The organism is Sedimentitalea sp. XS_ASV28, assembly GCF_041224545.1.
GTDB lineage: Bacteria > Pseudomonadota > Alphaproteobacteria > Rhodobacterales > Rhodobacteraceae > Sedimentitalea.
Genome location: NZ_JBGFGP010000150.1, coordinates 142815 through 168573, shown reverse-complemented (window position 1 = coordinate 168573; position 25759 = coordinate 142815). Strand labels below are relative to the sequence as shown.

The 25759-nt window shown below is 61.7% G+C and carries 25 protein-coding genes; 10 read left to right on the top strand and 15 right to left on the bottom strand.

Translation table 11 applies throughout. The features are described from left to right. Complete coding sequence (locus AB9K34_RS16105; protein WP_369955451.1) at window positions 1-2322, top strand: peptidoglycan -binding protein; 2322 nt, start codon at window positions 1-3, stop codon at window positions 2320-2322. Window positions 2323-2497: 175 nt separating this feature from the next. On the opposite strand, the gene clpA is transcribed toward AB9K34_RS16105, so the two are convergent. After that, the gene (gene clpA, locus AB9K34_RS16100) at window positions 2498-4819 is read right to left on the bottom strand and encodes an ATP-dependent Clp protease ATP-binding subunit ClpA (RefSeq protein ID WP_369955450.1); all 2322 of its coding nucleotides are present in this window, start codon (window positions 4817-4819) and stop codon (window positions 2498-2500) included. Between the two features lie 172 nt (window positions 4820-4991). Beyond that, the gene (gene gloB / locus AB9K34_RS16095) at window positions 4992-5759 is read right to left on the bottom strand and encodes a hydroxyacylglutathione hydrolase (RefSeq protein ID WP_369955499.1); all 768 of its coding nucleotides are present in this window, start codon (window positions 5757-5759) and stop codon (window positions 4992-4994) included. 61 nt (window positions 5760-5820) lie between these two features. Between gloB and AB9K34_RS16090 the strand changes: the two genes are divergently transcribed. From AB9K34_RS16090 to AB9K34_RS16060, 7 genes are all read left to right on the top strand, one after another. Further along, a complete protein-coding gene (locus AB9K34_RS16090) occupies window positions 5821-6588 on the top strand; it encodes a class I SAM-dependent methyltransferase (protein ID WP_369955449.1) in 768 nt (255 codons plus the stop codon). A 288-nt stretch (window positions 6589-6876) separates the two neighbouring features. Further along, window positions 6877-7437, top strand: a complete 561-nt coding sequence (locus AB9K34_RS16085; protein WP_369955448.1) for a F0F1 ATP synthase subunit delta — start codon at window positions 6877-6879, stop codon at window positions 7435-7437. Continuing rightward, on the top strand, window positions 7438-8976 hold the full coding sequence (atpA, locus tag AB9K34_RS16080) for a F0F1 ATP synthase subunit alpha (RefSeq protein ID WP_369955447.1): 1539 nt from the start codon (window positions 7438-7440) through the stop codon (window positions 8974-8976). Window positions 8977-8988: 12 nt separating this feature from the next. Further along, complete coding sequence (locus AB9K34_RS16075; RefSeq protein WP_369955446.1) at window positions 8989-9864, top strand: F0F1 ATP synthase subunit gamma; 876 nt, start codon at window positions 8989-8991, stop codon at window positions 9862-9864. An 18-nt stretch (window positions 9865-9882) separates the two neighbouring features. Beyond that, window positions 9883-11307 (top strand): F0F1 ATP synthase subunit beta, encoded by a 1425-nt coding sequence (atpD, locus tag AB9K34_RS16070; RefSeq protein WP_369955445.1) that lies wholly within the window; start codon window positions 9883-9885, stop codon window positions 11305-11307. Between the two features lie 11 nt (window positions 11308-11318). Then, complete coding sequence (locus AB9K34_RS16065; protein ID WP_369955444.1) at window positions 11319-11735, top strand: F0F1 ATP synthase subunit epsilon; 417 nt, start codon at window positions 11319-11321, stop codon at window positions 11733-11735. A 155-nt stretch (window positions 11736-11890) separates the two neighbouring features. Further along, window positions 11891-12241, top strand: a complete 351-nt coding sequence (locus AB9K34_RS16060; RefSeq protein WP_369955443.1) for an H-type lectin domain-containing protein — start codon at window positions 11891-11893, stop codon at window positions 12239-12241. A 16-nt stretch (window positions 12242-12257) separates the two neighbouring features. Here AB9K34_RS16060 and AB9K34_RS16055 read toward each other — a convergent pair whose 3' ends face one another. Beyond that, on the bottom strand, window positions 12258-13277 hold the full coding sequence (locus AB9K34_RS16055; protein WP_369955442.1) for a ribose-phosphate pyrophosphokinase: 1020 nt from the start codon (window positions 13275-13277) through the stop codon (window positions 12258-12260). Window positions 13278-13384: 107 nt separating this feature from the next. Between AB9K34_RS16055 and AB9K34_RS16050 the strand changes: the two genes are divergently transcribed. Then, the gene (locus AB9K34_RS16050; protein ID WP_369955441.1) at window positions 13385-13987 is read left to right on the top strand and encodes a 2-hydroxychromene-2-carboxylate isomerase; all 603 of its coding nucleotides are present in this window, start codon (window positions 13385-13387) and stop codon (window positions 13985-13987) included. Beyond that, entirely contained in the window at window positions 13984-14811 is an 828-nt protein-coding gene (locus AB9K34_RS16045) for an alpha/beta fold hydrolase (RefSeq protein WP_369955440.1), read from the top strand. The genes AB9K34_RS16050 and AB9K34_RS16045 overlap by 4 nt, the downstream gene beginning before the upstream one ends. Window positions 14812-14971: 160 nt before the next feature. Here AB9K34_RS16045 and AB9K34_RS16040 read toward each other — a convergent pair whose 3' ends face one another. From AB9K34_RS16040 to AB9K34_RS15985, 12 genes are all read right to left on the bottom strand, one after another. After that, a complete protein-coding gene (locus AB9K34_RS16040; RefSeq protein WP_369955439.1) occupies window positions 14972-16015 on the bottom strand; it encodes a low specificity L-threonine aldolase in 1044 nt (347 codons plus the stop codon). Further along, complete coding sequence (locus AB9K34_RS16035) at window positions 16015-16485, bottom strand: YcgN family cysteine cluster protein (protein WP_369955438.1); 471 nt, start codon at window positions 16483-16485, stop codon at window positions 16015-16017. The genes AB9K34_RS16040 and AB9K34_RS16035 overlap by 1 nt, the downstream gene beginning before the upstream one ends. Next, window positions 16482-17414, bottom strand: coding sequence for a bifunctional riboflavin kinase/FAD synthetase (locus AB9K34_RS16030; protein WP_369955437.1), 933 nt, complete (start codon window positions 17412-17414; stop codon window positions 16482-16484). The genes AB9K34_RS16035 and AB9K34_RS16030 overlap by 4 nt, the downstream gene beginning before the upstream one ends. A gap of 48 nt (window positions 17415-17462) precedes the next feature. Then, window positions 17463-17906 carry a MaoC family dehydratase gene (locus AB9K34_RS16025; protein ID WP_369955436.1) on the bottom strand — a complete coding sequence of 148 codons (444 nt, stop codon included), beginning with the start codon at window positions 17904-17906 and terminating at the stop codon, window positions 17463-17465. A 125-nt stretch (window positions 17907-18031) separates the two neighbouring features. After that, window positions 18032-18736 carry a helix-turn-helix transcriptional regulator gene (locus AB9K34_RS16020; protein ID WP_369955435.1) on the bottom strand — a complete coding sequence of 235 codons (705 nt, stop codon included), beginning with the start codon at window positions 18734-18736 and terminating at the stop codon, window positions 18032-18034. A gap of 209 nt (window positions 18737-18945) precedes the next feature. Continuing rightward, window positions 18946-19821, bottom strand: a complete 876-nt coding sequence (locus AB9K34_RS16015) for a TIGR01459 family HAD-type hydrolase (RefSeq protein ID WP_369955434.1) — start codon at window positions 19819-19821, stop codon at window positions 18946-18948. A gap of 131 nt (window positions 19822-19952) precedes the next feature. Beyond that, complete coding sequence (locus tag AB9K34_RS16010; protein ID WP_369955433.1) at window positions 19953-20639, bottom strand: ABC transporter ATP-binding protein; 687 nt, start codon at window positions 20637-20639, stop codon at window positions 19953-19955. After that, window positions 20636-21385, bottom strand: a complete 750-nt coding sequence (locus AB9K34_RS16005) for an ABC transporter ATP-binding protein (protein ID WP_369955432.1) — start codon at window positions 21383-21385, stop codon at window positions 20636-20638. Before AB9K34_RS16005 ends, AB9K34_RS16010 begins: the two co-directional genes overlap by 4 nt. Beyond that, entirely contained in the window at window positions 21378-22361 is a 984-nt protein-coding gene (locus AB9K34_RS16000; protein WP_369955431.1) for a branched-chain amino acid ABC transporter permease, read from the bottom strand. Before AB9K34_RS16000 ends, AB9K34_RS16005 begins: the two co-directional genes overlap by 8 nt. Next, a complete protein-coding gene (locus AB9K34_RS15995) occupies window positions 22358-23278 on the bottom strand; it encodes a branched-chain amino acid ABC transporter permease (RefSeq protein ID WP_369955430.1) in 921 nt (306 codons plus the stop codon). Before AB9K34_RS15995 ends, AB9K34_RS16000 begins: the two co-directional genes overlap by 4 nt. 54 nt (window positions 23279-23332) lie before the next feature. Next, on the bottom strand, window positions 23333-24463 hold the full coding sequence (locus tag AB9K34_RS15990) for an ABC transporter substrate-binding protein (RefSeq protein ID WP_369955429.1): 1131 nt from the start codon (window positions 24461-24463) through the stop codon (window positions 23333-23335). A 208-nt stretch (window positions 24464-24671) separates the two neighbouring features. Further along, window positions 24672-25679 (bottom strand): PhoH family protein, encoded by a 1008-nt coding sequence (locus AB9K34_RS15985; RefSeq protein ID WP_369955428.1) that lies wholly within the window; start codon window positions 25677-25679, stop codon window positions 24672-24674. Window positions 25680-25759: the final 80 nt, after the last annotated feature.

The following is a 25759-nucleotide window of genomic DNA, read 5'->3' as shown; positions in this document are numbered from 1 at the left end:
ATGGCCCTCTCGCGTCGCTCCTCCAACCGGTTCCAGGCCTCGATCTGGCCGGGATTCGTGGATGCGATGACCGGGCTGCTGCTGGTTCTGATGTTTCTTCTGACCATTTTCATGGTGGTGCAATATGTGCTGCGCGAAACCATTTCCGGTCAGGAAAGCGAACTCGATGTGCTGTCCGCGGAAGTCAGCGCACTTGCCGACGCCCTGGGGCTGGAAGAACGGCGTTCGGACGAGCTGACGGCACAGGTTGGCGCTCTGAGCGCCACCTTGACGCAAACCGAGGCGTTCCTCGCGCAAGCGCGGCAACAAATTGCCAACCAGACCTCGACCATCGCCACGCTGACGTCGCAGAGCGATCGTCAGGCCGCCGCTCTGGAACAGGCACAAACGCAGATCACCGAATTCGAGGCGCAGGTGGCAACCCTGCTCGCCGACCAGGCGCGGGCGCAACGGAAGATCTCGGACCTCGAAACCGTGCAAACCGACCTGTCATCCGAGCGCGACGCGCTGACCGTCGCGCTGGCCCAGAGCCGCAGCGAGATCGACGCCCAGTCGGAAGCCGCCCGGCTCGCAGCGGCGCGGCGCGAAGCTCTGGAAGCGATGATCGCCGATCTGAAACGGGACAAGGCGCAGGGGCGCGAGCAGATCGCGGCACTGCAGCAGCAATTGTCCGACGAAGAAGCCGCCCGTCTCGCCGATGCCGCCGCTGCCGAAGCGCTGCGCAAACGCCTGCAAAACGCCGATGCCGAACTCACCGCGATGACCCTGTCGCTCGAAACCCAGCGGCAGGAGGCCGAGAACACGCTGACGCTGCTGGCGGCCGCCGAAGCCGCACGCGACAGGTTGGATACAGAATTGACACAAGCGCTGGCCGCCATCGCCGCCGCACGGACAGAAGCGGGCAAACGTGATGAACTGGTGGACCGCCTGACCAACGTGCTGAACCAGATGGAAGTGAGCCAGGCCGAGAACAGCCGGTCGCTGGCCGCGCTCGAAAGCGATCTTGCCCGGGTACGCGGGGAAAGCGCAACGGTCGAAGCCGAATTGCGCGAGCAGCTCGCGTCGGCACAGGCCCTCGCCGCCAATACCCGCGATGCGCTTGAGACCGAACTCGCCCGGCAACGGGCACAATCGGTGCAGAGCCAGTCGGACTACGAAGCGGAACTGGCGCGGATTCAGCGGGAAAGCACCGAGGCGCGGCGCGGATTGGAAACCCGCCTCGCTGCTCTGCAAGAGGAACACGACAGGACGCAAGCCTTGTTGAGCGCGCAACTGACCGACGCCAAAGCCGCGCGTGACGATTTACAGGCCGAGCTTGACCGGACACGCGCCGAACTTGATGCCACGCGGCAATCCGCGTCCACGACCGCACAGGATCGTGCCGACGTCGAAGCGCGCCTGCTCAAGGCGCTGGAAGCGCTGGAACGGGCGCAGGTTGCCGCCACCGATCAGGAAGTCCTGCAGGCCCGGCTCGCCGCCGCGCTCGCCGCCCAGCAACAGGCGGAGACCACTGCCTCGGAACGCGACGGGCTTCTCGCGCAGGTGCAAAAAACCCTATCGGAAGAGCGCGAGATCTCAGCCCGCGCGCAGCGCCAGACTGCATTGCTCAACCAGCAGATTGCCGCGTTGCGAACACAGCTGGGCGGGCTCCAGGCCTTGCTGGATGATTACGAAGAGCGTGATGCCGCAGCCAAGGTGCAACTTGAAAACCTCGGAGCCGATCTGAATGCCGCGCTGGCCCGCGCGGCGTCGGAGGAACGCCGTCGTCGGCTGCTCGAAGAATCCGAACGCAAAAGGCTGGAAGAAGAAGCCCGCGCCTTGCAGGCCAAGAGCCGGGAGTTGGAAGCACAGGCGCAGGACCTGCAGCGGTATCGGTCGGAGTTTTTCGGTCGGCTGCGCGATCTGCTGGGCAACCAGGATGGGGTGCGCATTGCAGGCGACAGGTTCGTCTTTTCCTCGGAAGTGCTGTTTCCGCCCGGCGGTGCCGAGCTGTCGCTCGAAGGCCAGGCCGAGATTGCCAAGGTTGCGCGCATCCTGCGCAGCATCGCAACGGAAATTCCCCCCGAACTGGACTGGGTGATCCGTGTAGACGGCCATACGGACGATGTGCCGCTGATCGGCAACGGACGTTATCGCGACAATTGGGAACTCAGCCAGGCGCGCGCCCTGTCGGTGGTGCGATACATGGTCGATTTCCTCGGCATTGCACCAGACCGCCTGTCCGCGAACGGCTTTGGGCAGTACCAGCCGGTAAATCCCGAGAACACGCCCGACGCACGGGCGCAAAACCGGCGGATCGAGTTGAAACTGACCGAAAAGTGACCCGGTTCAGCTTGACGTCACGTCGATCCACTTCGGTATCGTCACGCGTTGGAATTGCCGTACCGGCACAAGTTCCGCCAGGTCAGAACGCAATGAAACAGCGGGGCCAGACGAAAATCGCCCACCACAACGGTGGCGGCGGGCGACAGCGATATAACGGACATGGCTGCCCGCATCAGTCGGCGGTCAGCAATGGTGGCTTGTCGCCCGGAAGGCGGGGCTTGTCCGGGCCGTCGATCCGCAGTTCAAGCTTACCGTCCTTCATGCCGACCTTGACAACACCGCCCTTGGCAAGCTTGCCGAACAGCAGCTCTTCTGCCAGTGGCTTCTTGATGTGCTCCTGAATGACACGCGCCAGCGGGCGTGCGCCCATCTTGTCATCATAGCCCTTGTCCGCCAGCCATTCCGCAGCTGGTCTGGTCAGTTCGATGGTCACGTTGCGGTCCATCAATTGCGCTTCCAGCTGCAGGACGAACTTCTCGACCACTTGCAGGATCACCGATTTCGGCAGCGGTGCAAACGAGATCACCGCGTCCAGACGGTTGCGGAATTCGGGTGTGAAGGTGCGCTCGATGGCGGCCGTATCCTCGCCTTCGCGACGGTCGCGACCGAAGCCGATGGCCGCCTGTGCCTGTTCTGCGGCACCTGCATTCGAGGTCATGATCAGCACCACGTTGCGGAAACTGACGGTGCGCCCGTTGTGGTCGGTCAGTTCACCGTGATCCATCACCTGCAACAGGATGTTGTAGACATCCGGATGGGCCTTTTCGATCTCGTCCAGCAGCAACACGCAATGCGGATGCTGATCCACCCCGTCGGTGAGCATACCGCCCTGATCGAAACCGACATAACCCGGAGGCGCACCGATCAGCCGGCTGACCGCGTGCTTCTCCATGTATTCCGACATGTCAAACCGCAGCAGTTCCACGCCAAGCGCATCCGCCAGTTGCTTTGCGACCTCGGTCTTGCCCACGCCGGTCGGCCCGGCAAAGAGATAGTTGCCGATCGGCTTCTCGGGCTCGCGCAAGCCGGCCCGGGCCAGCTTGATTGCGCTGGCCAGCGCCTCGATGGCGCTGTCCTGGCCAAACACCACCCGCTTGAGCGACGCCTCCAGATCCTTGAGTACCTCGGCGTCGTCCTTGCTGACGTTTTTCGGCGGAATGCGCGCGATCTTGGCGACCACCGCCTCGACATCCTTGGTTCCGATGGTCTTGCGCCGCTTGGCCGCAACCACCAGATGCTGCGCGGCACCGGCCTCGTCGATCACGTCGATGGCGCTGTCCGGCAGCTTGCGGTCGTTGATATAGCGCGCGGCCAGTTCCACTGCGGTCTTGATCGAGTCCGCAGTGTATTTCACCCCGTGATGCTCTTCGAAATACGGTTTCAATCCGCGCAGGATCTTGACCGAATCCTCGACCGAAGGCTCGTTCACGTCGATCTTCTGGAACCGGCGTGAGAGGGCGCGGTCCTTTTCGAAATGCTGACGGAATTCCTTGTAGGTCGTCGACCCCATGGTGCGCAGTTTGCCGCCCTGCAATGCAGGCTTGAGCAGGTTGGACGCGTCCATCGCGCCGCCTGACGTGGCCCCTGCACCGATCACGGTATGGATCTCGTCGATGAACAGCACCGCGTCCGGATGATCCTCGAGTTCGGTCACGACCGCCTTGAGCCGTTCTTCGAAATCGCCACGATAGCGGGTTCCGGCCAGCAGCGCCCCCATGTCGAGCGAATAGATGGTCGTCTCGGACAGCACTTCGGGCGTTTCGCCTGCCACGATCTTGCGTGCCAGACCCTCGGCAATCGCGGTCTTGCCGACACCCGGATCCCCGACGAGCAGCGGATTGTTCTTGCGCCGCCGGCACAGCACCTGGATACAGCGCTCAACCTCGTCATCGCGCCCGATCAGAGGATCGATATCGCCCTCGCGCGACTTGGCATTCAAATCGACACAATACTTGGCGAGCGCGCTTTCCTTCTTGTCGCCCTCGGTCACGCCCTGCGGTTCTTCCTCCGCCTCGGGCGCACCGCTCACCGGGCGGGATTCGCCGAAGGCCGGATCCTTGGCAACGCCATGAGCAATGAAATTGACGGCATCATAGCGCGTCATTTCCTGTTCCTGCAGGAAGTAGGCCGCATTGCTTTCGCGTTCGGCGAAAATCGCGACCAAAACGTTGGCGCCGGTCACCTCGGTGCGGCCCGACGATTGGACGTGGATCGCTGCACGCTGGATAACGCGCTGAAATGCGGCCGTCGGCACCGCCTCTGATCCATCGACGCTGGTGACAAGGTTCGACAGGTCTTCGTCGATGAACTCGACCAGCGTGCTGCGCAAATCCTCGAGATCAACGCTGCATGCCTGCATCACGCGGGTCGCATCGGGTTCGTCCAGCAGCGCCAGAAGCAGGTGTTCCAGCGTTGCAAATTCGTGCCGCCGTTCATTTGCCAGCGCAAGCGCGGCATGAATGGCCTGTTCTAATGTGCTCGAGAATGAAGGCACGCGCGCGCTCCTTTTATCTGGGTCGGACGGACAGCTGGCGATGCAGATCCGGTATCCAACCATGTCCTCATAGTGTTAGAGTTTGGTTGATCAGGCCCCGGCTTCAAGGCTTTTCTCACTTTTTTTACATAATTGCCCGGACAGCGTTTTCAAAGCGTGCACAATAGATGCATCAGAAACTGTCTTTTCGCCTGCGTATCTCTGCAAAAACCTCGACAGGGTCACCGCCCGGCATGCCGACGACCTGCTGCACCTTTGCGTCAGTCGCGCGAAGGAACGGGTTGGTCGCCAGTTCAAGCGACAACAACGATGGCACGGTCGGTTCGGACCGGGCACGGCTTTCGGCGATATCCCTGACCCGCGCGGCCAGGTCCGCATTGTCCGGGTCGACGGTCAGCGCAAAGGCGCCGTTGGCCTGTGTGTATTCGTGCCCCGAATAGACCACCGTGTCCGCAGGCAGCGCCGCGAGCTTGCCAAGCGACGCCCACATCTGCGCCGGGGTGCCCTCGAACAGCCTGCCGCATCCGAGCGCCATCAGGCTGTCGGCCGTGAACACGGCGCTGCTCTCGGGAAAGTGAAAGGCGATGTGACCGACGGTGTGGCCCGATACATCCAGAACCTGCCCGGTTTCGCTTCCGATCCGGACCTCATCCCCTTCGGCCAGCGCGACATCCAGTTTTGGCAAGCGATGCGCATCGGCCGCCGCGCCCAGGACCCTCGCGGGGTGGCTGGCCAGGATCTCGTCCAGTCCCTGCACGTGATCCGCATGATGATGCGTCAGGAAAACCTGGTCCAATGTCCAGCCCCGTTCGGCAAGGACCGCAAGCACAGGCGCGGCCTCGGGCACATCGACCAGCGCGGTTTCACCGCTGGCGGCATCATGGGCGACAAAGGCGTAATTGTCGGTCAGACAGGGGATCGTCAGTATCTCAAGAGGCATGGTCATTCGCCTTTTCATTGTTAGACTGAGCCCAGCTTGGCCCATCGGACGGACGCCCGCAATGCATCTTGATGTGCAGGATCTTCGCAACTTCTATTACCGCAGCACGCTGGGGCGTGCGGCGCAATCCTCGATCCGGGGACGCATGCTGAAACTGTGGCCGGAAGCCAAGGGGCAGACCGTTGCCGGATTCGGCTTTGCGGTGCCGTTGCTGCGGCCCTATCTCGCGGATGCGCGGCGCGTGATTGCGCTGATGCCCGCCCCGCAGGGCGCCATGCCGTGGCCCGCCGGAATGCCCAACGTGTCTGTACTGGCCGAGGAAACGCTGTGGCCGATCGAGACCGGGCATGTGGACAAGCTGGTCGTGATGCACGGGCTGGAAACCTCGGAACACCCGACGCGCCTTCTTGAGGAATGCTGGCGCGTTCTGGGCCCTGGCGGCAAGGCGCTTTTCATCGTCCCGAACCGCGCAGGTCTGTGGTCGCGCAGTGATCGTACCCCGTTCGGATTTGGCCGTCCCTACACGCTCAGCCAGTTGGAAACGCAACTCAAGCGTCACCATTTCCTGCCCGAAGGCTACGCGGCCGCGCTGTATCAACCTCCGTCCGCCAGACGTTTCTGGCTGAAATCGGCACCGCTGTTCGAGAAATACGGCAGCCATGTGCCCCGCGCCTTTCCCGGCGGAGCCTTCATGGTCGAAGCCACCAAACGTGTGCAACCCCCGACAGGCACCATTGTCCGCAATATTGCCAAGAGTCCGATCAAGGCGCTCGAAGGGCTGGCCAAACCCGCCAATGCAATGGTTTTGCCGAAACCCGATCCGCGATAGGTGTTAGCGCCGATCATTCAAGATCTCGCGCTCAGGAATCGCGCAAGCGGGCCAAATACCTGCATTTTTTACCCCCCTATTTCCGCGCAAACCGTCGCAGTCGGGCTAAAACCCTGCAATCACGCGATTTTTCGCAAGCGCTTGAATCGCTATAGTATGTTGCGGGCGAGAGTACGCTCTGCTACATCCTCGCTGATTTTGACGCCTTGCGGGCCGCAAGGTAGCTTCACGCCCCCGGAGATCGCGGAATTCTGCGGCAAACCGGGGCCAAATATCGGAAGGGTGGACGTGTCCGAACCAGCTTCGATTTCCGCAGGCATAGCCGCGCGCTATGCCACGGCGATCTTTGAGATCGCACAAGAGAACAAGAATCTCGACAGTCTCGAAACCAGTATCAACGATCTGGCAGCCGCTCTGGGTGAAAGCTCCGACCTGCGCGACCTGATCCACTCGCCTCTTGTGTCGCGCAGCGATCAGGAAGCAGCCATCACGGCAATTGCCGACAAGATGGGTCTGACCGAGGTGCTTGCCAAGTCGCTGGCGCTGATGGCTCAGAAACGGCGCCTGTTCGTCGTCCCGCAACTGATCCGCGCCCTGCGCGAACAGATCGCCGAAGAGCGGGGTGAAGTGACCGCAGACGTTATAAGTGCCAAGGCCCTCACCAAGGCACAATCCGAAAAGCTCGCCGCGACGCTCAAGGAGCGCGTCGGCAAGACCGTCACCATCAATTCCACCGTCGATGACTCGCTCATCGGCGGTCTTATCGTAAAAGTGGGTTCGAAGATGATCGACACGTCGATCCGCTCCAAGCTCAACTCCCTTCAGAATGCAATGAAAGAGGTCGGATAAATGGGTATCCAAGCAGCAGAGATTTCTGCGATCCTGAAAGACCAGATCAAGAATTTTGGTCAGGAAGCCGAGGTGGCCGAGGTCGGCCGCGTGCTGAGCGTCGGTGACGGGATCGCCCGTGTTTACGGCCTCGACAACGTGCAGGCCGGCGAAATGGTCGAGTTCCCCGGCGGCATTCAGGGCATGGCTCTGAACCTCGAGAACGACAACGTCGGCGTCGTGATCTTCGGGTCCGACCGCGACATCACCGAGGGCGATATCGTCAAGCGGACCAATTCGATCGTTGACGTTCCCATCGGTGACGAACTGCTGGGTCGTGTTGTTGACGGCCTCGGCAACCCGCTGGATGGCAAAGGTCCGATCAAGACCAGCCAGCGCGGCATCGCCGACGTCAAGGCGCCGGGCATCATCCCGCGCAAATCGGTGCACGAGCCGATGGCGACCGGTCTGAAATCGGTTGACGCGATGATCCCGATCGGCCGCGGCCAGCGCGAGCTGATCATCGGCGACCGCCAGACCGGCAAGACCGCCGTCGCACTTGACGCGATGCTCAACCAGAAGGTCTATAACGACGCGGCCGGCGATGACGAGAGCAAGAAGCTCTATTGTGTATATGTCGCTGTTGGCCAGAAGCGTTCGACCGTTGCCCAGCTGGTGAAAAAGCTGGAAGAGAACGGCGCAATGGACTACTCGATCGTGGTTGCCGCGACCGCGTCCGAGCCTGCTCCGCTGCAATTCCTCGCTCCCTATGCCGCGACCGCGATGGCCGAGCACTTCCGCGACAATGGCCGTCACGCCCTGATCATCTACGATGACCTTTCCAAACAGGCGGTGGCCTATCGTCAGATGTCGCTGCTGCTGCGTCGTCCGCCCGGACGCGAAGCCTATCCCGGCGACGTTTTCTATCTGCACTCCCGCCTGCTCGAGCGTTCGGCCAAGCTGAACGAAGACTTCGGCGCCGGTTCGCTGACCGCTCTGCCGGTGATCGAAACCCAGGGTGGCGACGTTTCGGCATTTATCCCGACAAACGTGATCTCGATCACCGACGGCCAGATCTTCCTGGAAACCGAACTGTTCTACCAGGGCATCCGCCCGGCGGTGAATACCGGCCTGTCGGTGTCGCGCGTCGGCTCGTCGGCCCAGACCAACGCGATGAAATCGGTCGCCGGCCCGGTGAAACTGGAACTGGCACAATATCGCGAGATGGCGGCCTTTGCACAGTTCGGCTCGGATCTCGATGCCGCGACCCAGCAGTTGCTGAACCGTGGTGCGCGCCTGACCGAACTGATGAAACAGCCGCAATATTCGCCGTTGACCAACGCGGAAATCGTTTGCGTGATCTATGCCGGCACCAAGGGCTATCTCGACAAGCACCCGGTTGCCGATGTTGGCCGCTTTGAGGCCGGTCTGCTGGCGCATCTGCGCAGCAAGCACGCGGATCTGCTGAAGTTCATCACCGAGGAAGATCCCAAGATCAAAGGGGACGCCGAAGAGAAAGTGAAGGCAGCTCTCGACGAATTCGCCGCCGATTTCGCGTAAGGGGGCTGTCAGATGCCAAGCCTCAAGGACTTAAAAAACAGGATCGAGAGTGTCAAAAGCACTCGCAAGATCACCAAGGCCATGCAAATGGTCGCCGCGGCGAAACTTCGCCGCGCGCAGGAGAGTGCCGAACAGGCACGTCCCTACACGGAACGCTTCAATGCGGTGATGGGACAGCTCGCAGCATCGGCGGGCGGATCTGATTCCGCCCCCAGGCTGCTCAGCGGTACGGGCAGCGATCAGGTTCACCTGCTGGTCGTGATGACGGCCGAACGCGGCTTGTGCGGCGGCTTCAACGGCAACATCGCCAAACGGGCCCGCGCCAGGGCACAGGAGCTTCTGCAGGCCGGCAAGACCGTCAAGATCCTGACCGTCGGAAAAAAGGGCCGGGATCAGCTGAAGCGTGATCTCGCGGACAAATTCGTCGGCCATGTCGACCTGAGCGACGTCAAGCGCGTCGCCTATTCCGATGCCCAGGGGATCGCCAAGGACATCCTGAGCCGGTTTGATGCCGGCGACTTCGATGTCGCGACGATCTTCTACTCCCAGTTCGTGAACGTGGTCAGCCAGGTTCCCACGGCACAGCAGATCATTCCTGCCGATTTCGACGCGCCCGAAGGCGACTCGGGCGGCACGCTCTATGACTACGAGCCGGACGAAGAGGCCATTCTGGCCGATCTTCTGCCGCGCGGCGTGGCCACGCAGATATTTGCTGCCCTGCTGGAAAACGGTGCCGGCGAACAAGGTGCGCGGATGTCTGCAATGGACAACGCAACGCGGAACGCGGGCGAGATGATCGACAAACTGACCATCCAGTTCAACCGGTCGCGTCAGGCGGTGATCACAAACGAGCTTATCGAAATCATTTCGGGCGCGGAAGCGCTCTAGAGAACCGGAGACAAACACATGGCAAACGCAAAAGGCAAAGTGACTCAGGTCATCGGCGCCGTGGTCGACGTTCAGTTCGACGACCAACTGCCCGAAATCCTGAACGCGCTTGAAACCGACAACAACGGCAACCGTCTGATCCTCGAAGTGGCTCAGCACCTTGGCGAGAACACCGTTCGCACCGTCGCGATGGACGCCACCGAAGGTCTGGTGCGCGGCGCCGAGGTCACCGACCTGGGCGAGCCGATCTCGGTGCCGGTGGGCAGCGCCACGCTGGGCCGTATCATGAACGTGATCGGTGACCCCGTCGATGAAAAGGGCCCGGTCAAGGCAAAAACCCGTCGCGCGATCCATCAGGAAGCGCCGGATTTCGCGGACCAGGCAACCGAATCCGAAGTTCTGACCACCGGCATCAAGGTCATCGACCTGCTTGCGCCATATGCAAAAGGCGGCAAGATCGGCCTGTTTGGCGGTGCCGGCGTGGGCAAGACGGTTCTGATCATGGAGCTGATCAACAACATCGCCAAGGTGCACTCGGGTGTGTCGGTGTTCGCCGGTGTGGGTGAACGGACCCGTGAGGGCAACGACCTCTACCACGAGATGATCGAATCCGGCGTTATCGTTCCGGACAATCTCGAAGAGAGCAAGATCGCCCTGGTCTACGGCCAGATGAACGAGCCTCCGGGAGCCCGTATGCGTGTCGCGCTTTCGGGCCTGACCCTTGCCGAGCAGTTCCGCGACGAAACCGGCACCGACGTTCTGTTCTTTGTCGACAACATCTTCCGCTTTACGCAGGCCGGTTCCGAAGTGTCCGCCCTCTTGGGCCGTATCCCCTCTGCCGTGGGCTATCAGCCGACACTGGCCACCGACATGGGCGCGATGCAGGAACGCATCACCTCGACCAAGGCCGGTTCGATCACCTCGGTACAGGCGGTTTACGTGCCTGCGGACGACCTGACCGACCCGGCGCCTGCAACCTCGTTCTCGCACCTTGATGCAACCACGGTTCTGGACCGCGCGATTTCCGAGCTGGGCATCTACCCGGCCGTGGATCCGCTGGCCTCGACCTCGCGTCTGCTCGACCCGGCGGTTGTCGGCGAAGAGCACTACAAGGTTGCGACGGACGTTCAGGAAACGCTCCAGCGCTACAAGTCGCTGCAGGACATCATCGCCATTCTCGGCATGGACGAACTCAGCGAAGAGGACAAGCTGACCGTGGCCCGTGCCCGGAAGATCCAGCGTTTCCTGTCGCAGCCGTTCGACGTGGCGCAGGTCTTTACCGGTTCGCCCGGTGTGCAGGTTCCGCTCGAAGACACCATTGCCTCGTTCAAGGCGGTTGTGGCCGGCGAGTATGACCACCTGCCCGAAGGTGCGTTCTACATGGTCGGCGGCATCGACGAAGTGATCGCCAAAGCCGAGCGCATGGCCGCTGACGCAGCCTGAGGAGCAGCCTGATGGCAGATACAATGCAATTTGACCTGGTCAGCCCCGAGCGGAGCCTTGCTTCGCTCGAGGTGAGCTCGGTCCAGATCCCGGGTGCGGACGGCGACATGACGGCGATGCCCGATCACTCACCGCTGATCACCACCCTGCGCCCCGGCGTATTGCGGATTGATGGCCCGTCCGGGCAGGCGGAGTATTTGGTTTCCGGTGGCTTTGCCGAGATCAATGCAACCAGCCTGTCGGTGCTTGCCGAAAGGGCGATGCCGCTCAACGAAGTGACCCGCGCCCATATCGACGAAATGATTGAAGAGGCCCGTGCCGGACACGAAGCGGCAAAGGAAACCTTCAAGAACGAACCGGGTCCGGTTGACGACGCAGCCAAGCTGCTCGCCGACATGGTGGCACTGGGCGATCACATCAACGTCTGATCGGTTCGCATCTCGTCACAATGAATGAGCCGGCCCCGATCAGGGCCGGCTTTTTCGTGGCGTAATGTCGTGATTTTGCGCATCAACCGCCTAGCAATGGCGCGCGTTCGAATATATCGAAGACAGATCACAAGCCGCGAATTCAAAAGACCCGAATGAAAAGACTTGAATCCCATCTTCTTGGCATCGATCAGGGCGACGTCGTGTTGTTTTCCGATTTCGAGAATGACGGGGAAATGTGGACCGGCAGCGGCCCACGCGAGTGCCGCAAACATATCGAGTTTGATCAGCGCTATCGCGAACCGCCGGTCGTGCAGGTTTCGATTTCACTTTGGGACGCCAAGGCGTCAACCGCCCTTCGTGCCGAACTCGTGACCCGCGATGTGACAACGCAAGGTTTTGATATTGTGTTCCGGACATGGGCCGATACCCGCTTTGCCCGTATCCGTGCCGCCTGGATTGCGATTGGCGCTTTGCCTCACTCGGACGATTGGGAGCTCTACTGAGCCACCCCCTGCCCGATCACGCCGCCGAATAGAGCGATTCGTAGATCGGGGTCAGCGTCGAATCCTCGAAGAGAGAAGACACCGACGTGCCGTTCCAGATGTTCAGGATCGCCTGAGCAAAGACCGGTGCCGTGGGCACGATCCGGATATTCTTGGCGGCGAGCACCGCTTCGCTGGGCTGGATCGTGTCGGTGATGACCAGAGATTTCATGACCGAATTGGTGACGCGTTCGACCGCCGGTCCGCTCATCACGCCATGGGTGATATAGGAATGCACCTCGCGCGCGCCGTTTTCCAACAGAACCTGTGCCGCCTTGCAGAGCGTTCCGGCGGTATCGCACATGTCGTCCACGATCAGGCAGATCTTGTCTTCGACATTGCCGATCACGGTCATCTCGGCAATTTCACCGGGCTTTTCACGGCGCTTGTCCACGATCGACAGCGGCGAATTGATGCGCTTGGCCAGCTCCCGAGCCCGTGCGACACCGCCCACATCGGGCGAGACGACCATCAGGTCGCTCATGTGCTCTTTGAAATGGGTCTTGATATCCAGCGCAAAGACCGGCGACGCATAAAGGTTATCCACCGGGATATCAAAGAAGCCCTGGATCTGGGCGGCATGCAGGTCCATTGTCAGAACCCGTTCGATCCCCGTGCCCACCATCATGTTGGCAACCAGCTTGGCGGAAATCGGGGTGCGCGCCTTGGTGCGCCGGTCCTGACGGGCATAGCCGAAATACGGCAGGATCGCCGTCACCCGTGACGCGCTGGACCGACGCAGCGCATCGGCCATGATCAGCAGTTCCATCAGGTTGTCATTTGCCGGGTTCGACGTCGATTGAATGATATACATATCTTCGCCGCGGACATTTTCGAAAACTTCGACAAAGATCTCGCCGTCGTTAAACCGTTCGACGCGGGCATCGACCAGGCCGGTGTGGATCCCGCGATGCATTGTCATCCGTTTGGCAATCGCGGTGGCCAGTGGGAGGTTGGAGTTTCCGGCGATCAGCTTGGGTTCGGTCGACTGAGGCATGGCAAGGGTTCCCGGCGCAATGGGCAATTGTGACAGATTCGTAATGTTGACACCGCTTAGCATGGCCTTACCGTCCCGCAAAGAAATAGCCGGAGAGAAATCAGCAGATGACCAACATTGATTACTTCTTTGCGACAATATCGCCATTCGCGTATCTTGCGGGTGACGGGCTGGAAAACATCGCCGCGAAACACGGCGCGTCGATCACCTACAAGCCGCTCGACATCATGGCCCTGTTCGGGCGAACAGGTGGCGTTGCCCCGAAGGATCGCCATCCGTCACGCATCGAATACCGCAATCAGGATCTCGTGCGGCGCGCAAAGCGACTGAACATGCCGCTAAACCTGAAGCCGGCGCATTTTCCCACCAATATGGCGCCGTCATCCTATGCCATCATCGCGGCGCAGGCGTCGGGTGGCGGAGATGTCGGTCGCCTTGTCCGTTCGTTCATGCGCGCCTGCTGGGTCGAAGACAAGGACATTGCCGACGACAACGTGATCCGCGCCTGCCTCTCCGGTGCGGGCTTTGATGCATCACTTGCCGATAGCGGCCTGCTGCAGGGCGCGGAAACCTATGCCGCCAACCTCGAAGAGGCCGTGGAAAGGGGCGTATTCGGGGCCCCTTTTTACATCACGCAAGACGGTGAGAGGTTCTGGGGACAGGATCGGCTGGAAGATCTCGACGCACATCTCGCGGCGCTGAAATCGTGACCGATCCCGCCAGCCTGTACAGCCGCAGTTTTGGACATGGCCCCCGGACTGTTCTGGCCCTGCATTGCACGATCGCCCATTCCGGCGCATGGCGCGGGGTGGCGACGGAGATGGAGGACGAGATCACCATGCTCGCGCCCGACATGTTCTCGCATGGGCGCAGCCCGGATTGGGATGAAACCGGCGATTTTTCCGATTTGATGAACAACGCCATCCTGCGCCTGATCGACCGGCCGATGGACGTGGTCGGTCATTCCTTCGGTGCGGTGCTTGCTCTGCGTCTGGCCGCCGAGCATCCGCAACTGGTGCGAACCCTGACGCTGATCGAACCGGTGTTCTTTGCCGTCGCCATGCAGGACACTCCCAATGACCTGGCCCGCGAACAGGAGGCCATGCGCCCGGTCAACGACGCGCTCGAGGCGGGCGACCGGGAGCTGGCCGCGCGTCTGTTCAATCGTGCCTGGGGCGATGGCCTGACCCGCTGGCCCGACCTGCGTGAAGAGACCCGGGCCGCGATGGCACGCGGTATTCACGTGCTTCCGGCGAGCAATTCGGTGCTGTACGAAGACCGGCCCGGTCTGCTTCGCCCCGAGCGTTTGCAGGCTTTGACCATGCCCGTGCTGCTGATGCGGGGCGGCAAGTCGGCGGAGATCATGACCACGGTGATTGACGGTCTGGCCCGCCGCATCCCGCAATCGGAAACGGGCGTGGTCGAAGGCGCCGGGCACATGTTGCCGATAACCCACCCGCAAGAGACCGTCAGCCATCTGCGGCACCAGTTCGCCAGGATCGCGGACTCTGCCGGGCCCGAGGACGTCGCCTGAAACGAGAGATTTCGTGGCATCAGGTGATGCCCGGTTTTTAGGTTAGGCGCGAAACGCGCTATAGCATTTCGCGCTAAACCTGAATCACCCAACGCTGCCTGAAATCAGAGATTTCAACGCGTTAGGTGATGCGAATGTTTCAAGTTAATCGCGAAACGCGCTAGGCTTGCAAGACGCTCAGGAACTGGTCGATCTGCGCATCGCTGATCGACCAGTCACACACAAAGCGCGCGGTCAGCATCTCGTGCGGATCGGCACCATCCAGTACCCCATCCCACAGATGATAGACCGCCCCGGCATTATGCAACCGGCGATGCACGGCGCGTGGCAGGCCGGCAAAGATCATGTTGGCATCCGGTGAATGGGCAAATTCCGCGCCCGCGCTGCGCAGCCCCCGGACCAGGCGCGTGCACGCGGCGTTTGCCGACCGCGCAGAGGTGAGCCAGAGATCGTCCGCAAGATATGCGTTCATCTGGGCGGCGAGATACCGTCCCTTGGAAAACAGGTGCCCGCCGCGCTTGCGACGCAATTCGAATTCCCACGCCTTCTCGGGATCAAAAAAGATCACCGCCTCGACGCCGAGCAACCCGTTCTTGGTGCCGCCAAAGGACAGCACATCGATCCCCGCACGCCATGACATGTCCGCTGGCGCGCAGTCCAGCCGCACGAGTGCGTTTGCAAAACGCGCACCGTCAAGATGGCAGGGCAGGTCATGGTCGCGGGCAACTGCCGTCAGGGCGCGCAGTTCCTCAAGTGTGTAGACCGATCCCCGCTCCGTGACCTGGGTGATCGACACCGGCCCCCGCTGCGGTCCATGCACGCCACGGGTGTTTTCCCGGGCAATCGTCGCCGCCAGCGCATCGGCGGTCATCTTGTCCCCGCCCGGCACCAATGTCAGCTTGGCTCCTCCGGTATAGAATTCGGGCGCGTTGCATTCGTCCTCGTGGATATGTGCCACGGGCGAGCAGAACACGGTCTGATATGGCTGGCACAGGGTTGCCAATGCCAGCGCATTCGCGGCCGTGCCCGTCGCAACCAGATATACCGCCGCCTCCGGCGCCGCGAAAATTTCGCGAATGCGATCCTGCACCTGTCTGGTCAGCGCGTCATCACCATAGCCCATCGCGTAACCGTCATTGGCCGCCCCCAAGGCGGACAGCACCTGCGGATGGACCGGCCCCGAATTGTCGGATGCAAAGAACATCAGATCGGCTCCTCGATGATATACTCTTCCCAGTCGTCTTCCGGGATTTCGAACTCGGGCACCGTCCACCCCTGTACGGAAACCCCTGCGTCATGCACCGATTGCGCGGTTCCCGAGATCAGCGGGTGCCAGTCAAACAGCGGCTTGCCCTCCCACAATAGCCGATAGGCGCAGGTCTGCGGCATCCAGTAGGCGTGGCTGTCGATATTGTCGGGTTTCAACACGATGCATTCGGGCACGAATTGATGCCGGATGTCGTATTGGGCGCAGCGACATGTGGCATCGTCCAGCAAACGGCACGCCACCCGCGTCAGGGCGACTTCTCCGCTGTCCTCGTCTTCGAGCTTGTTCAGGCAGCACTTGCCGCAACCATCGCACAGCGCCTCCCATTCCTGCCGGTTCAGTTTCCGCAACGGCTTGCGCTCCCAGAAACGAGGCGCAAGACCGGCCCGGTCGATCGGATCACTCATGTGGCGGCCAGGATATCGCGGGCGCGGGCGCTGTCGGCATGCATCTGCGCCACGAGGCCATCCACGTCATCGAATTTCTGTTCTGGACGAAGATAATCCACCAGCCCCACGGACAGAGTAGCGCCATACAGATCGCCGGTAAAATCGAACAGGTAGGTTTCGATATTCGGCCTGTTCCGACCGAACATCGGCCGCACGCCAAGCGATGCGACACCGTGATAGCTGCCCGCGTGCGGTCCGTCGACCACATCCACCAGCACCGCATAGACGCCGAAGGCCGGGGGATGGATCCCGCTGATCGACATGTTGGCGGTCGGAAAGCCCAGGACCCTGCCGCGCTGCTCGCCGCTGATCACCTTGCCTTCGATGCGATGCCAATGTCCGAGCATGGCCGCCGCATCGCGTGGACGCCCCTCGCCAAGCGCGGTGCGGATGGCGGTGGACGACACGGTGCGGTCACCGTTTTCAAGCAGCGGTGCGATGGTGACGCCAAACCCCATTTCCTTGCCGTGGCGCACCAGATCGGCGGCGGTTCCCGCCCGGCCCCGGCCAAAGCAGAAATCATGACCGACGACGACGTGTTTCAGACCGAACCCGTCGTGAATAACGCTGCGCGAGAATGCCTCGGGGCTGAGCGACGCGAGCGACGCGTTGAAGGCCAGTTCATAGAGAAGTTCGACGCCCAGCTTGGCCAGCCGACTCGTCCGGGCCTCGCGCCCCATGAGCCGAAACGGCGGCGCGTCGGGGGCAAAGAACTCTCGGGGATGCGGTTCGAATGTCAGCACACCCAAAGGCGCGTCGGGAGCCGCGCGCCGGGCAATGTCGATCACCGTCTGATGACCCAGATGGACACCATCGAAATTGCCAATCGCGACGCTCGCGCCGCGATCTGCTTCCTGAACAAACTGATAGTCCCGCACGATCCGCATTTGCGTTGCGTAGCGGGCAACGCGCCCGCGCGCAAGAGCGTCGGTGCGCTAGTCGAACTTGCGACTCGGGGCGAGCACCATCGCCTCGCCGATCAGGACCTTCTTGCCGTCCACCGAACAATGACAGTCGAGTTTGACCCGGCGCTTGCCCATGTCGATATCAACCACCTTGACTTCGGCATAGACCATGTCGCCCGGGCGCACCGGCGCAAGAAACTTCAATGTCTGTCCCATATACACGGTGCCGTGACCGGGCAATTGCTCGCCAATCACCGCCGAAATCAGGCCCGCAGTCAGCATGCCATGGGCGATGCGCCCTTCGAAAATGGTATCTTGAGCATAGTCGTCATCCAGATGCACCGGATTCCGGTCGGTCGAGACCTGCGCGAACATCTCGATATCCTCGTCCGTCACCACCTTGCGCAGATGGCGCGACATTCCCATTTCGATATCTTCGATACAGATCGTGCCACGGGGCAAATTGTCCAACATGGTATCCTCATTCGTCATCGGCGCAGTAATATATGATCTACATTCGATCTTGGCTTGCAACTTTATTACTTTGCAGTCGCAGAAAATCAAGTGATTCTGTGTCTTTTTTGCCCGACGGCCGCGTTCTATCCGCCGACAGCGGTCCCGACCTGCGTCCCTTCTCTCTCGTATTGCTCGCGCCAGAGCCTGCGCAGCACCGCCCCCTCGCCCGTGAAATCTGTGCCGGTAAGGGTACAGTCCCAAATCCGGTCTGTCCGAAAATGGCGGAAAGCAGACCGTGTTTCGCACCACGCCGCCAACATCACGCAGTTCAGGTGATAGATCAGGACCAGCGGCCTGACGACGCGACGGGTTTCGTTATTATTTTCATCACGATAAAGCAATTCGAGCTTGCTTTCCTCGCGGATGGCAGTGCGCAACATCGCCTTTGACACACAATCCGGCGCGCTGTCATCCGAGGGTGCCCCCCAGGGCACGATTTCGAGCCAATCCGCCGGGCCATGCAGCGCGTCGATCTTGCCACAGACCCGCTGCGCCGCCCGCTGCAATGCGCTGTCACCGGTCCGGGCCAGCATCGCCAAGGCGACGCGCAGGGCTTCGATCTCGTCGGTATCGAAATTCAGCGGCGGCAGATCATAGCCTTTCCGCATGAGATACCCCATGCCGGCTTCGCCCTCGATCGGCGTGCGCATCCCCTGCAAGGCCGCAATGTCGCGATATATCGTGCGAACGGATACTTCCAGTTGGTCGGCCAGGTCCGCCGCCGTGACGGGACCCTCGGCGACGCGCAGGATCTGGATGATTTCAAAAAGTCGGCTTGAGCGGGGCATGGTGTCCGCATTCCCTTGGAGTATCTGCTGCCACTATATCATCCCCACCTGACAGCATGTGTCAGGAGACATCGGCGATGATGACCCGACGCGATATTCAGCAAGGGCACATATCATGAACAGCTTTGATGAACTGACACTGATCCGGTTGCGACTGGGCCGCTGGGAGCCTTACGACAAGGTGCACCGCAGTGGCCGCGACAGACGACCTATCGCAGAAACCCGATCGCATAGCTCGGCGACATCTGCTGATCGCTCAGATATTTCTCCAAAGCGGTCGCGTCCGGCTGGTCACTGGTTCTGGTTTCTCGTGCCGCCAGCCCTCCGGTGATGAAGAGCGAGTCAATATCTTCTCCGGATGCGCCCAGAATATCGGTCTGGATGCCGTCACCGATGGCCAGGATCGAGGAATCCGGAACCAGGCGGTCGATCTCGGCCAACCGTCGGCGCGCCAGATCATAGATCGGGGGATGTGGTTTGCCGAAATAGAGGCTTTCGCCCCCCATCTCGGTATAGAGCCGCGCCAGCGCGCCCGCACACCATTCGCGCACCTCGCCCCGATCCACGACAATATCGGGATTCGCGCATAGCAGTTTCAGACCCTTCTGCTTGGCATAGAGAAACTGGGGCCGGTTCGCGTCCGGGTCGGCGAGCGGGTCGAAAGGACCGCAGCACACGATCCCCTCGGCCTCATCCAGCGGCACGCGAGTGATGCGAACCGGGTCCTGAACCACGCCGATCGGCGCGAAAAAGCCCGCGTCGCGCTCTTCTTCGCCCATGAACCAGACCTTTTCTCCGACGGTGCCGCGATACATCGCCGCTCGCGCGCTGTCGCCAGAGGACGCGATGCTGTCCCAGGCGTCATCGGGTACGCCGAATGTTGCCAGTTGCTCCTGGACACCCGCGCGCGGTTTGGGCGAATTGGTGACGAGCACGACGGTGCCCCCGGTCTCGCGATAGGCGCGCAGGGCCGCAATGGCGTCGGGATAGGCCCGTACCCCATCGTGAACACAGCCCCAAAGGTCTACGAACAGGGCTTCGTATCGGTCGGCAACGTCGCTGAGCGCGGAAATGATCTGGGTCATGGCATCCTCCTGGCTTTCACCCGAAGGTGTGACCCTCCGCCGCGCCGACCGCAAGCCGGAAACTGGCACGAAACGTCCGGCCTGCGGCTCTGCATCATGCCGCGCGCACGCCATCACCGCCGCGGGGATGATCAGACACCGACAAATCTGCCGGTCACCTCCGGAGTCAGCATCGCGATGCTACCGGTCCAGACCGTCCTTCCGCGCTCGAGGATCACCGCCCGGTCTGACACGTTTGCGATCTCGCGCACCAGTTTGTCGATCAACAGGATCGACATCCCGTGTTCGGTCTTGAGCCGCAGGATCGCCTGCCAGATCTGGTCGCGGATGAGCGGCGCAAGACCCTCTGTCGCCTCGTCGAGCACCAGCAGGCGCGGATTGGTCGTCAGGGCGCGGCCGATCGCCAGCATCTGCTGCTCGCCACCCGACAACGACGCCGCACGCTGCTGTCGCCGCTCTCCCAGTCTCGGGAACAATTGAAACACCTGATCCACATCCCACGGCCCGGGTCGCGCCGCAGCGACCAGGTTTTCAACAACCGTCAGATCGCGAAAACAGCGCCGCCCCTCGGGCACCAGCCCGATCCCCAGCCGCGCGGCCTTGTGGCTGGCCAAGCCGTGCAGATCGACGCCGTCAAACCGCAATTCGCCACCTGACGCCATCATCCGGCAAATCGCGCGCACCGTTGTCGTCTTGCCCACGCCGTTGCGCCCCATCAATGCAACGACTTCACCCTGACCGACGCTCAGATCGACTCCGAACAGGGCTTGCGCCGCACCATAGGACGCAGTCAGACCGGACACCTCAAGAAGACTCATGAGCCGGTCCCCAGATAGGCGTGGCGCACATCCGGATTGGCCCGGATGTCCTCGACAGGTCCCGAGGCGATGACCCGGCCATAGACCAGCACGCTGATCCGGTCGGCCAATGCAAACACCGCATCCATATCATGCTCAACCAGCAAGATCGGCGCTTCTTCACGCAAGCCGTCGAGAAAACCGGTCAGCGATTTCGAGCCCTCCGCGCCGAGGCCCGCCATGGGCTCATCCATGACGAAGGCCCTTGGTTCGAGTGTCAGCGCAACGGCGACTTCAAGTTGCCGGCGTTGTCCGTGGCTGAGGTCTGAAACGCGGGTGCCGCGCTGCGGCAGCAACCCGACGCGATCCAGCGCGGTCTCGGCACGCTCCCGCAAATCCGGATCGGCCAGCGCCGGACGCCAGAACCGCCAGGGCCGCCCGCCGGCTCCAAGCGCACCCAGCATAGCGTTCTGAAGCACCGTGTCTTCCATCACCAGGGCGCTGATCTGGAAGGTCCGCGCCAGTCCCAGACGCGCCCGCGCGGCAGTATCGAGCCGGGTCACGTCCTGACCCGCGATATGAACCGCACCGCTATCGGGCTTCAGTTCACCACAAATCTGGTTGATCAGGGTCGACTTGCCTGCACCGTTCGGCCCGATGATCGCGTGAATCTCGCCCGCGCGCAGGTCGAGCGAAACATCGTCACTCGCGACCATCGCACCAAAGCGCCGGGTCAGGCCGATGGTTTTCAGCACCGGCTCAGTCATGCGCCACCGCCCGACCGGAGACCATGCCGATGAGCCCGCCGCGCGCAAAGAGCACGATCAGCAAAAGGATGACTCCAAGCCAGACGTGCCAGAAATCCGTCAACCCGCCAAGCAGGTGCTCAAGCATGACGAACACGACGGCCCCGACAACCGGCCCGCAAAGCCGCGCGACACCGCCGAGGATGATCAGCACGATCAATTCCCCCGACATCTGCCAACTGAACATGGTTGGACTGACAAAACGGTACAAATCCGCGAACAGCGCCCCCGCCAGACCGGTAATCGCCCCCGACAGCACGAAGGCGACCAGTTTGAGCCGCGTCGGGTCCAGACCCACGGTCAGCACCCGGACCGGAGTTTGCCGCGCCGCGTTCAGCGCGAGGCCGAAGGGCGACCGGGCAAGCCGGGCATGCAGGTAGAGGACAAGGCACAGGATGACATAACAGATCCCGAAAAACTGGATCGGGACCAGCGTGTTCAGCCCCGTAAACCCGTTGCGGACATAGATCGATAGCCCGTCCTCACCGCCATAGGCGCTCCAGGAAATCGCGAAATAGTAAAACATCTGCCCGAAGGCGAGTGTGATCATGATGAAATAGACACCGCTCGTTCGCAGGCCGAGCAGGCCGATCACCAGCGCGGCGAGCCCCGAGACGCAGATGGCTGCCAGCCAGATCACCGGCATGGATTTCGTGCCGGCAATACTGAGCGGGCCCAGTTCAAGCGGCGTGTAGGTCTGGGCGTGATAGGCCAGCACACCCATGACATAACCGCCAAGCCCAAAGAACGCCGCATGTCCAAGACTGACCAATCCGCCGATGCCAAGCGCGATGTTCAACCCCGCCGCCGCGAGCGCCAGGATCACCGCGCGCGTGGCAAGGGTGATGGTAAAGGGCTGATCCGCCAGCATCGCCCAGAGCGCAACCGCCAGCAGCCCCGCCAGCAAACCGATGTTGAGATGGCGTTCCCTGATCATGCCGGCGCCCCGAACAGGCCGGTTGGCCGCCAGATCAGCACGAGGCTCATCAGAATGTAGATCGACATCGACGCCAGCGACGCCCCGGCCGATTGCGCGGTGGCCGGATCGGTGAACAGCTTGAAGAGTTCCGGCAGGAAAATGCCCCCGAGCGTATCCGTCAAACCGACAAGCAACGCGCCCATAAACGCCCCCTTGAGCGAGCCGATGCCACCAATGACGATGACGACAAAGGCAAGGATCAGCACAGGTTCGCCCATGCCCACCTGCACCGACTGGATCGCGCCGACCAGAGCCCCCGCCAGCCCGGCAAGGGCCGCGCCGAGCGCAAAGACCAGCGTGTAGAGCCGCGAGATATCGACCCCCAGAGCGGCGATCATCTCGCGATCATTTTCGCCCGCGCGGATACGGATACCCATTCGCGTGCGTTCGATCAGGAACCACAACAGCCCGCCCACGGCCAGCCCTGCAACGATCAGGGCCAGCCGGTATTTTGGATAGGCGATGCCGCCCGGCAGCGTCACCGGCCCGGCGAGATAGGGCGGGATTTCCAGGAACAGCGGAAAGGAGCCAAAGATCCAGCGCGTACCCTCGGAGATAATAAGGATCAGGGCGAATGTCGCCAGCACCTGATCAAGGTGGTCTGACGCATACAGTCGCCGTATCACGGTGATCTCGATGATCGCGCCCGCAGCCGCCGCAGCGGCCAGCGCCCCGATCAGCGCCAGAGCGAAAGACCCGGTAAATCCCGCCACCGCTGCCGCAGCAAAGGCTCCGATCATGTAAAGCGAGCCATGCGCGAGATTTATGAGTCCCATAACACCAAAGATCAGGGTCAGCCCCGCCGCCATCAGGAACAACATGACGCCGGATTGCAGGCCGTTCAGGACCTGCTCGATAATCAGGATCAGAGACACACGGCCCTCCGCCGGTATGGACCCGGACCATGTCGGTCCGGGCGACGGCCTTGCTTACATCTTGCACTCGGATGCATAGGCGTCGGCGTGATCTTTGAGCGCGGTGCCGATGATCTTGTTGGTATAGACGTCACCTTCCTTGATCACTTCACGGGCATAGATGGTCTGGATCGGGTGATGGTTCGGCCCGAACCGGAACGCGCCGCGCGTGCTGTCGAAATCGGCGGCCTCCAACGCTGCCTGGAACGCGGCCTTGTCCGAGGGGGCGGCCTTGTCGAGGGCAGAGAACAGCAGGTTCGCAGTGTCGAAACCCTGGCTGGCATAGAGCGACGGCAACCGTCCGTACTCGGCTTCAAAGCTCTCGACGAAGGCCGCGTTTGTCGGGTTGTCGATATCCTTGGACCATTGCGAGGTATTCACGACGCCCACCGCCGCTTCGCCCACCGCTTGCAGGATGCCCTGATCAAAGCTGAAGGCCGGCCCGACCACCGGCAAACCGACCCCTGAATCCGCATATTGCTTGAGGAACGATATTCCCATGCCGCCGGGGAGGAAAAAGAACACGCTGTCCGCGCCTGAAGCACGGATTTGCGCGATTTCCGCTGCATAGTCGGTTTGCCCGAGTTCAGTGTACAATTCGCCCGCGAGGTCGCCGCCGAAGGTCCGCTTGTATCCGGTCAGGGCGTCCTTGCCCGCAGGATAGTTCGGCGCGAGGATGAAACTGCTCTTGTAACCTGCCTCATTGGCGTAGGCGCCTGCCGCCTCGTGCAGGTTGTCGTTCTGCCAGGCGACGTTGAAATACAGCGGGCTGCATCCCGCGCCGGCCAACTGGGATGGCCCCGCATTCGGCGACAGATAGAACACACCCTGCGCCGTGGCCGAAGGCACCACCGCCATCGCGAGGTTGGACCAGATGATGCCGGTCATCACGTCCACCCGCTCGGACTGGATCATCTTGTCCGAGAGCTGGACCGCCACGTCGGGCTTGCGCTGGTCGTCCTCGATGATGAGTTCCACATCGTCACGGCCGGATTGCTTGAGCGCCAGCAGGAAGCCGTCGCGCACATCAATGCCAAGCCCAGCCCCGCCGCCCGACAGCGTGGTGATCATCCCGACCTTCACCTCGGCCATCGCCGTCGTTGCACCAAGCGCAATCGCAGCGGTCGCAAGCAACAGTTTCTTCATCCCGTTCCACTCCCTGTTTGTCTTGTTTGTGGCACAACACATCCTTCAAACCGGCAGGAGCGTCAATTCCCTCTGGTCCCTCTGGCTTCGTTGCGTCCTCCGGAGAGGATCGTTGAATCAGGGATTGGCGTGGATGTCCCGCACAGCCACGCTTGTACCGCCACCCCATCGCGAGACATGCCGGGCCTGCCTTTTGCAGCGGAAGAGTTCAGGTATCCGCCTCATAAGCTTCGATGATCGCGGCCACCAGAGGATGACGGACGACATCCTTGGAGGTGAAATAATTGAAGCTGATCCTGGGGATTGACTTGAGCAACCGCTCCGCATCGGCGAGGCCCGAGGGCACACCGCGCGGCAAATCCACCTGGCTGCGATCACCGGTGATGACCATGCGGCTGCCCTCGCCAAGCCGGGTCAGGAACATCTTCATCTGCATCGCAGTGGCGTTCTGCGCCTCGTCGAGCACCACGAAGGCGTTGGACAGCGTGCGGCCCCGCATGAAGGCCAGCGGCGCGATCTCGATGCGCTTGTCCTCGATCAGCTTGGCCAGTTGCTTGCCCGGCAGAAAATCGTTCAGCGCATCATAAAGCGGCTGCATGTAGGGATCGACCTTGTCCTTCATGTCACCGGGCAGATAGCCCAGCTTCTCGCCCGCCTCGACAGCCGGGCGGGACAGGATGATCCGATCGACCTGGCCACCGATGAACATCGAGACACCCACCGCAACCGCAAGATAGGTTTTTCCGGTGCCCGCCGGACCGATTCCAAACGCCAGCTCATTCTCGAACAGCGACAGCACGTAATCTTTCTGCGCCGCCGTGCGCGGTTCGACCAGTTTTTTGCGGGTCTTGATTTCGACCTTGCCGCCCCGGAACATCTCGAGCTGGTCACCGTCGCGGACTCCGGTTCCTTCATCGGAACCGCCCATGCGCAGTTCGCGGTCGATATCGCCGGTGTCCACATCGCGCCCGTTTTCGAGCCGATCATAAAGAGATTTCAAGACATCCGAAGCCTGCTGCTGGCTGTCCGCGTCGCCAAGGATCAGGAGCTGGTTGCCTCTCCGCACGATCTGCACACCGGTCTTGGCCTCGATATCGACAAGATTGCGGTCATGCTCTCCGCAGAGATCGATCAAGAGACGATTGTCCGGAAATTCGATCACCACCTCGGGAGGTGTCGCATCGGTTGATGGCGGGGTCAGGGCACTCGTGACCAATCAGTTCTCCTCGTTTGCCACGTTGGCAATTTCCCCTGAACGTGCCAAGTTCCGTGCGCCCATGCAAGCGATAGCAGGCG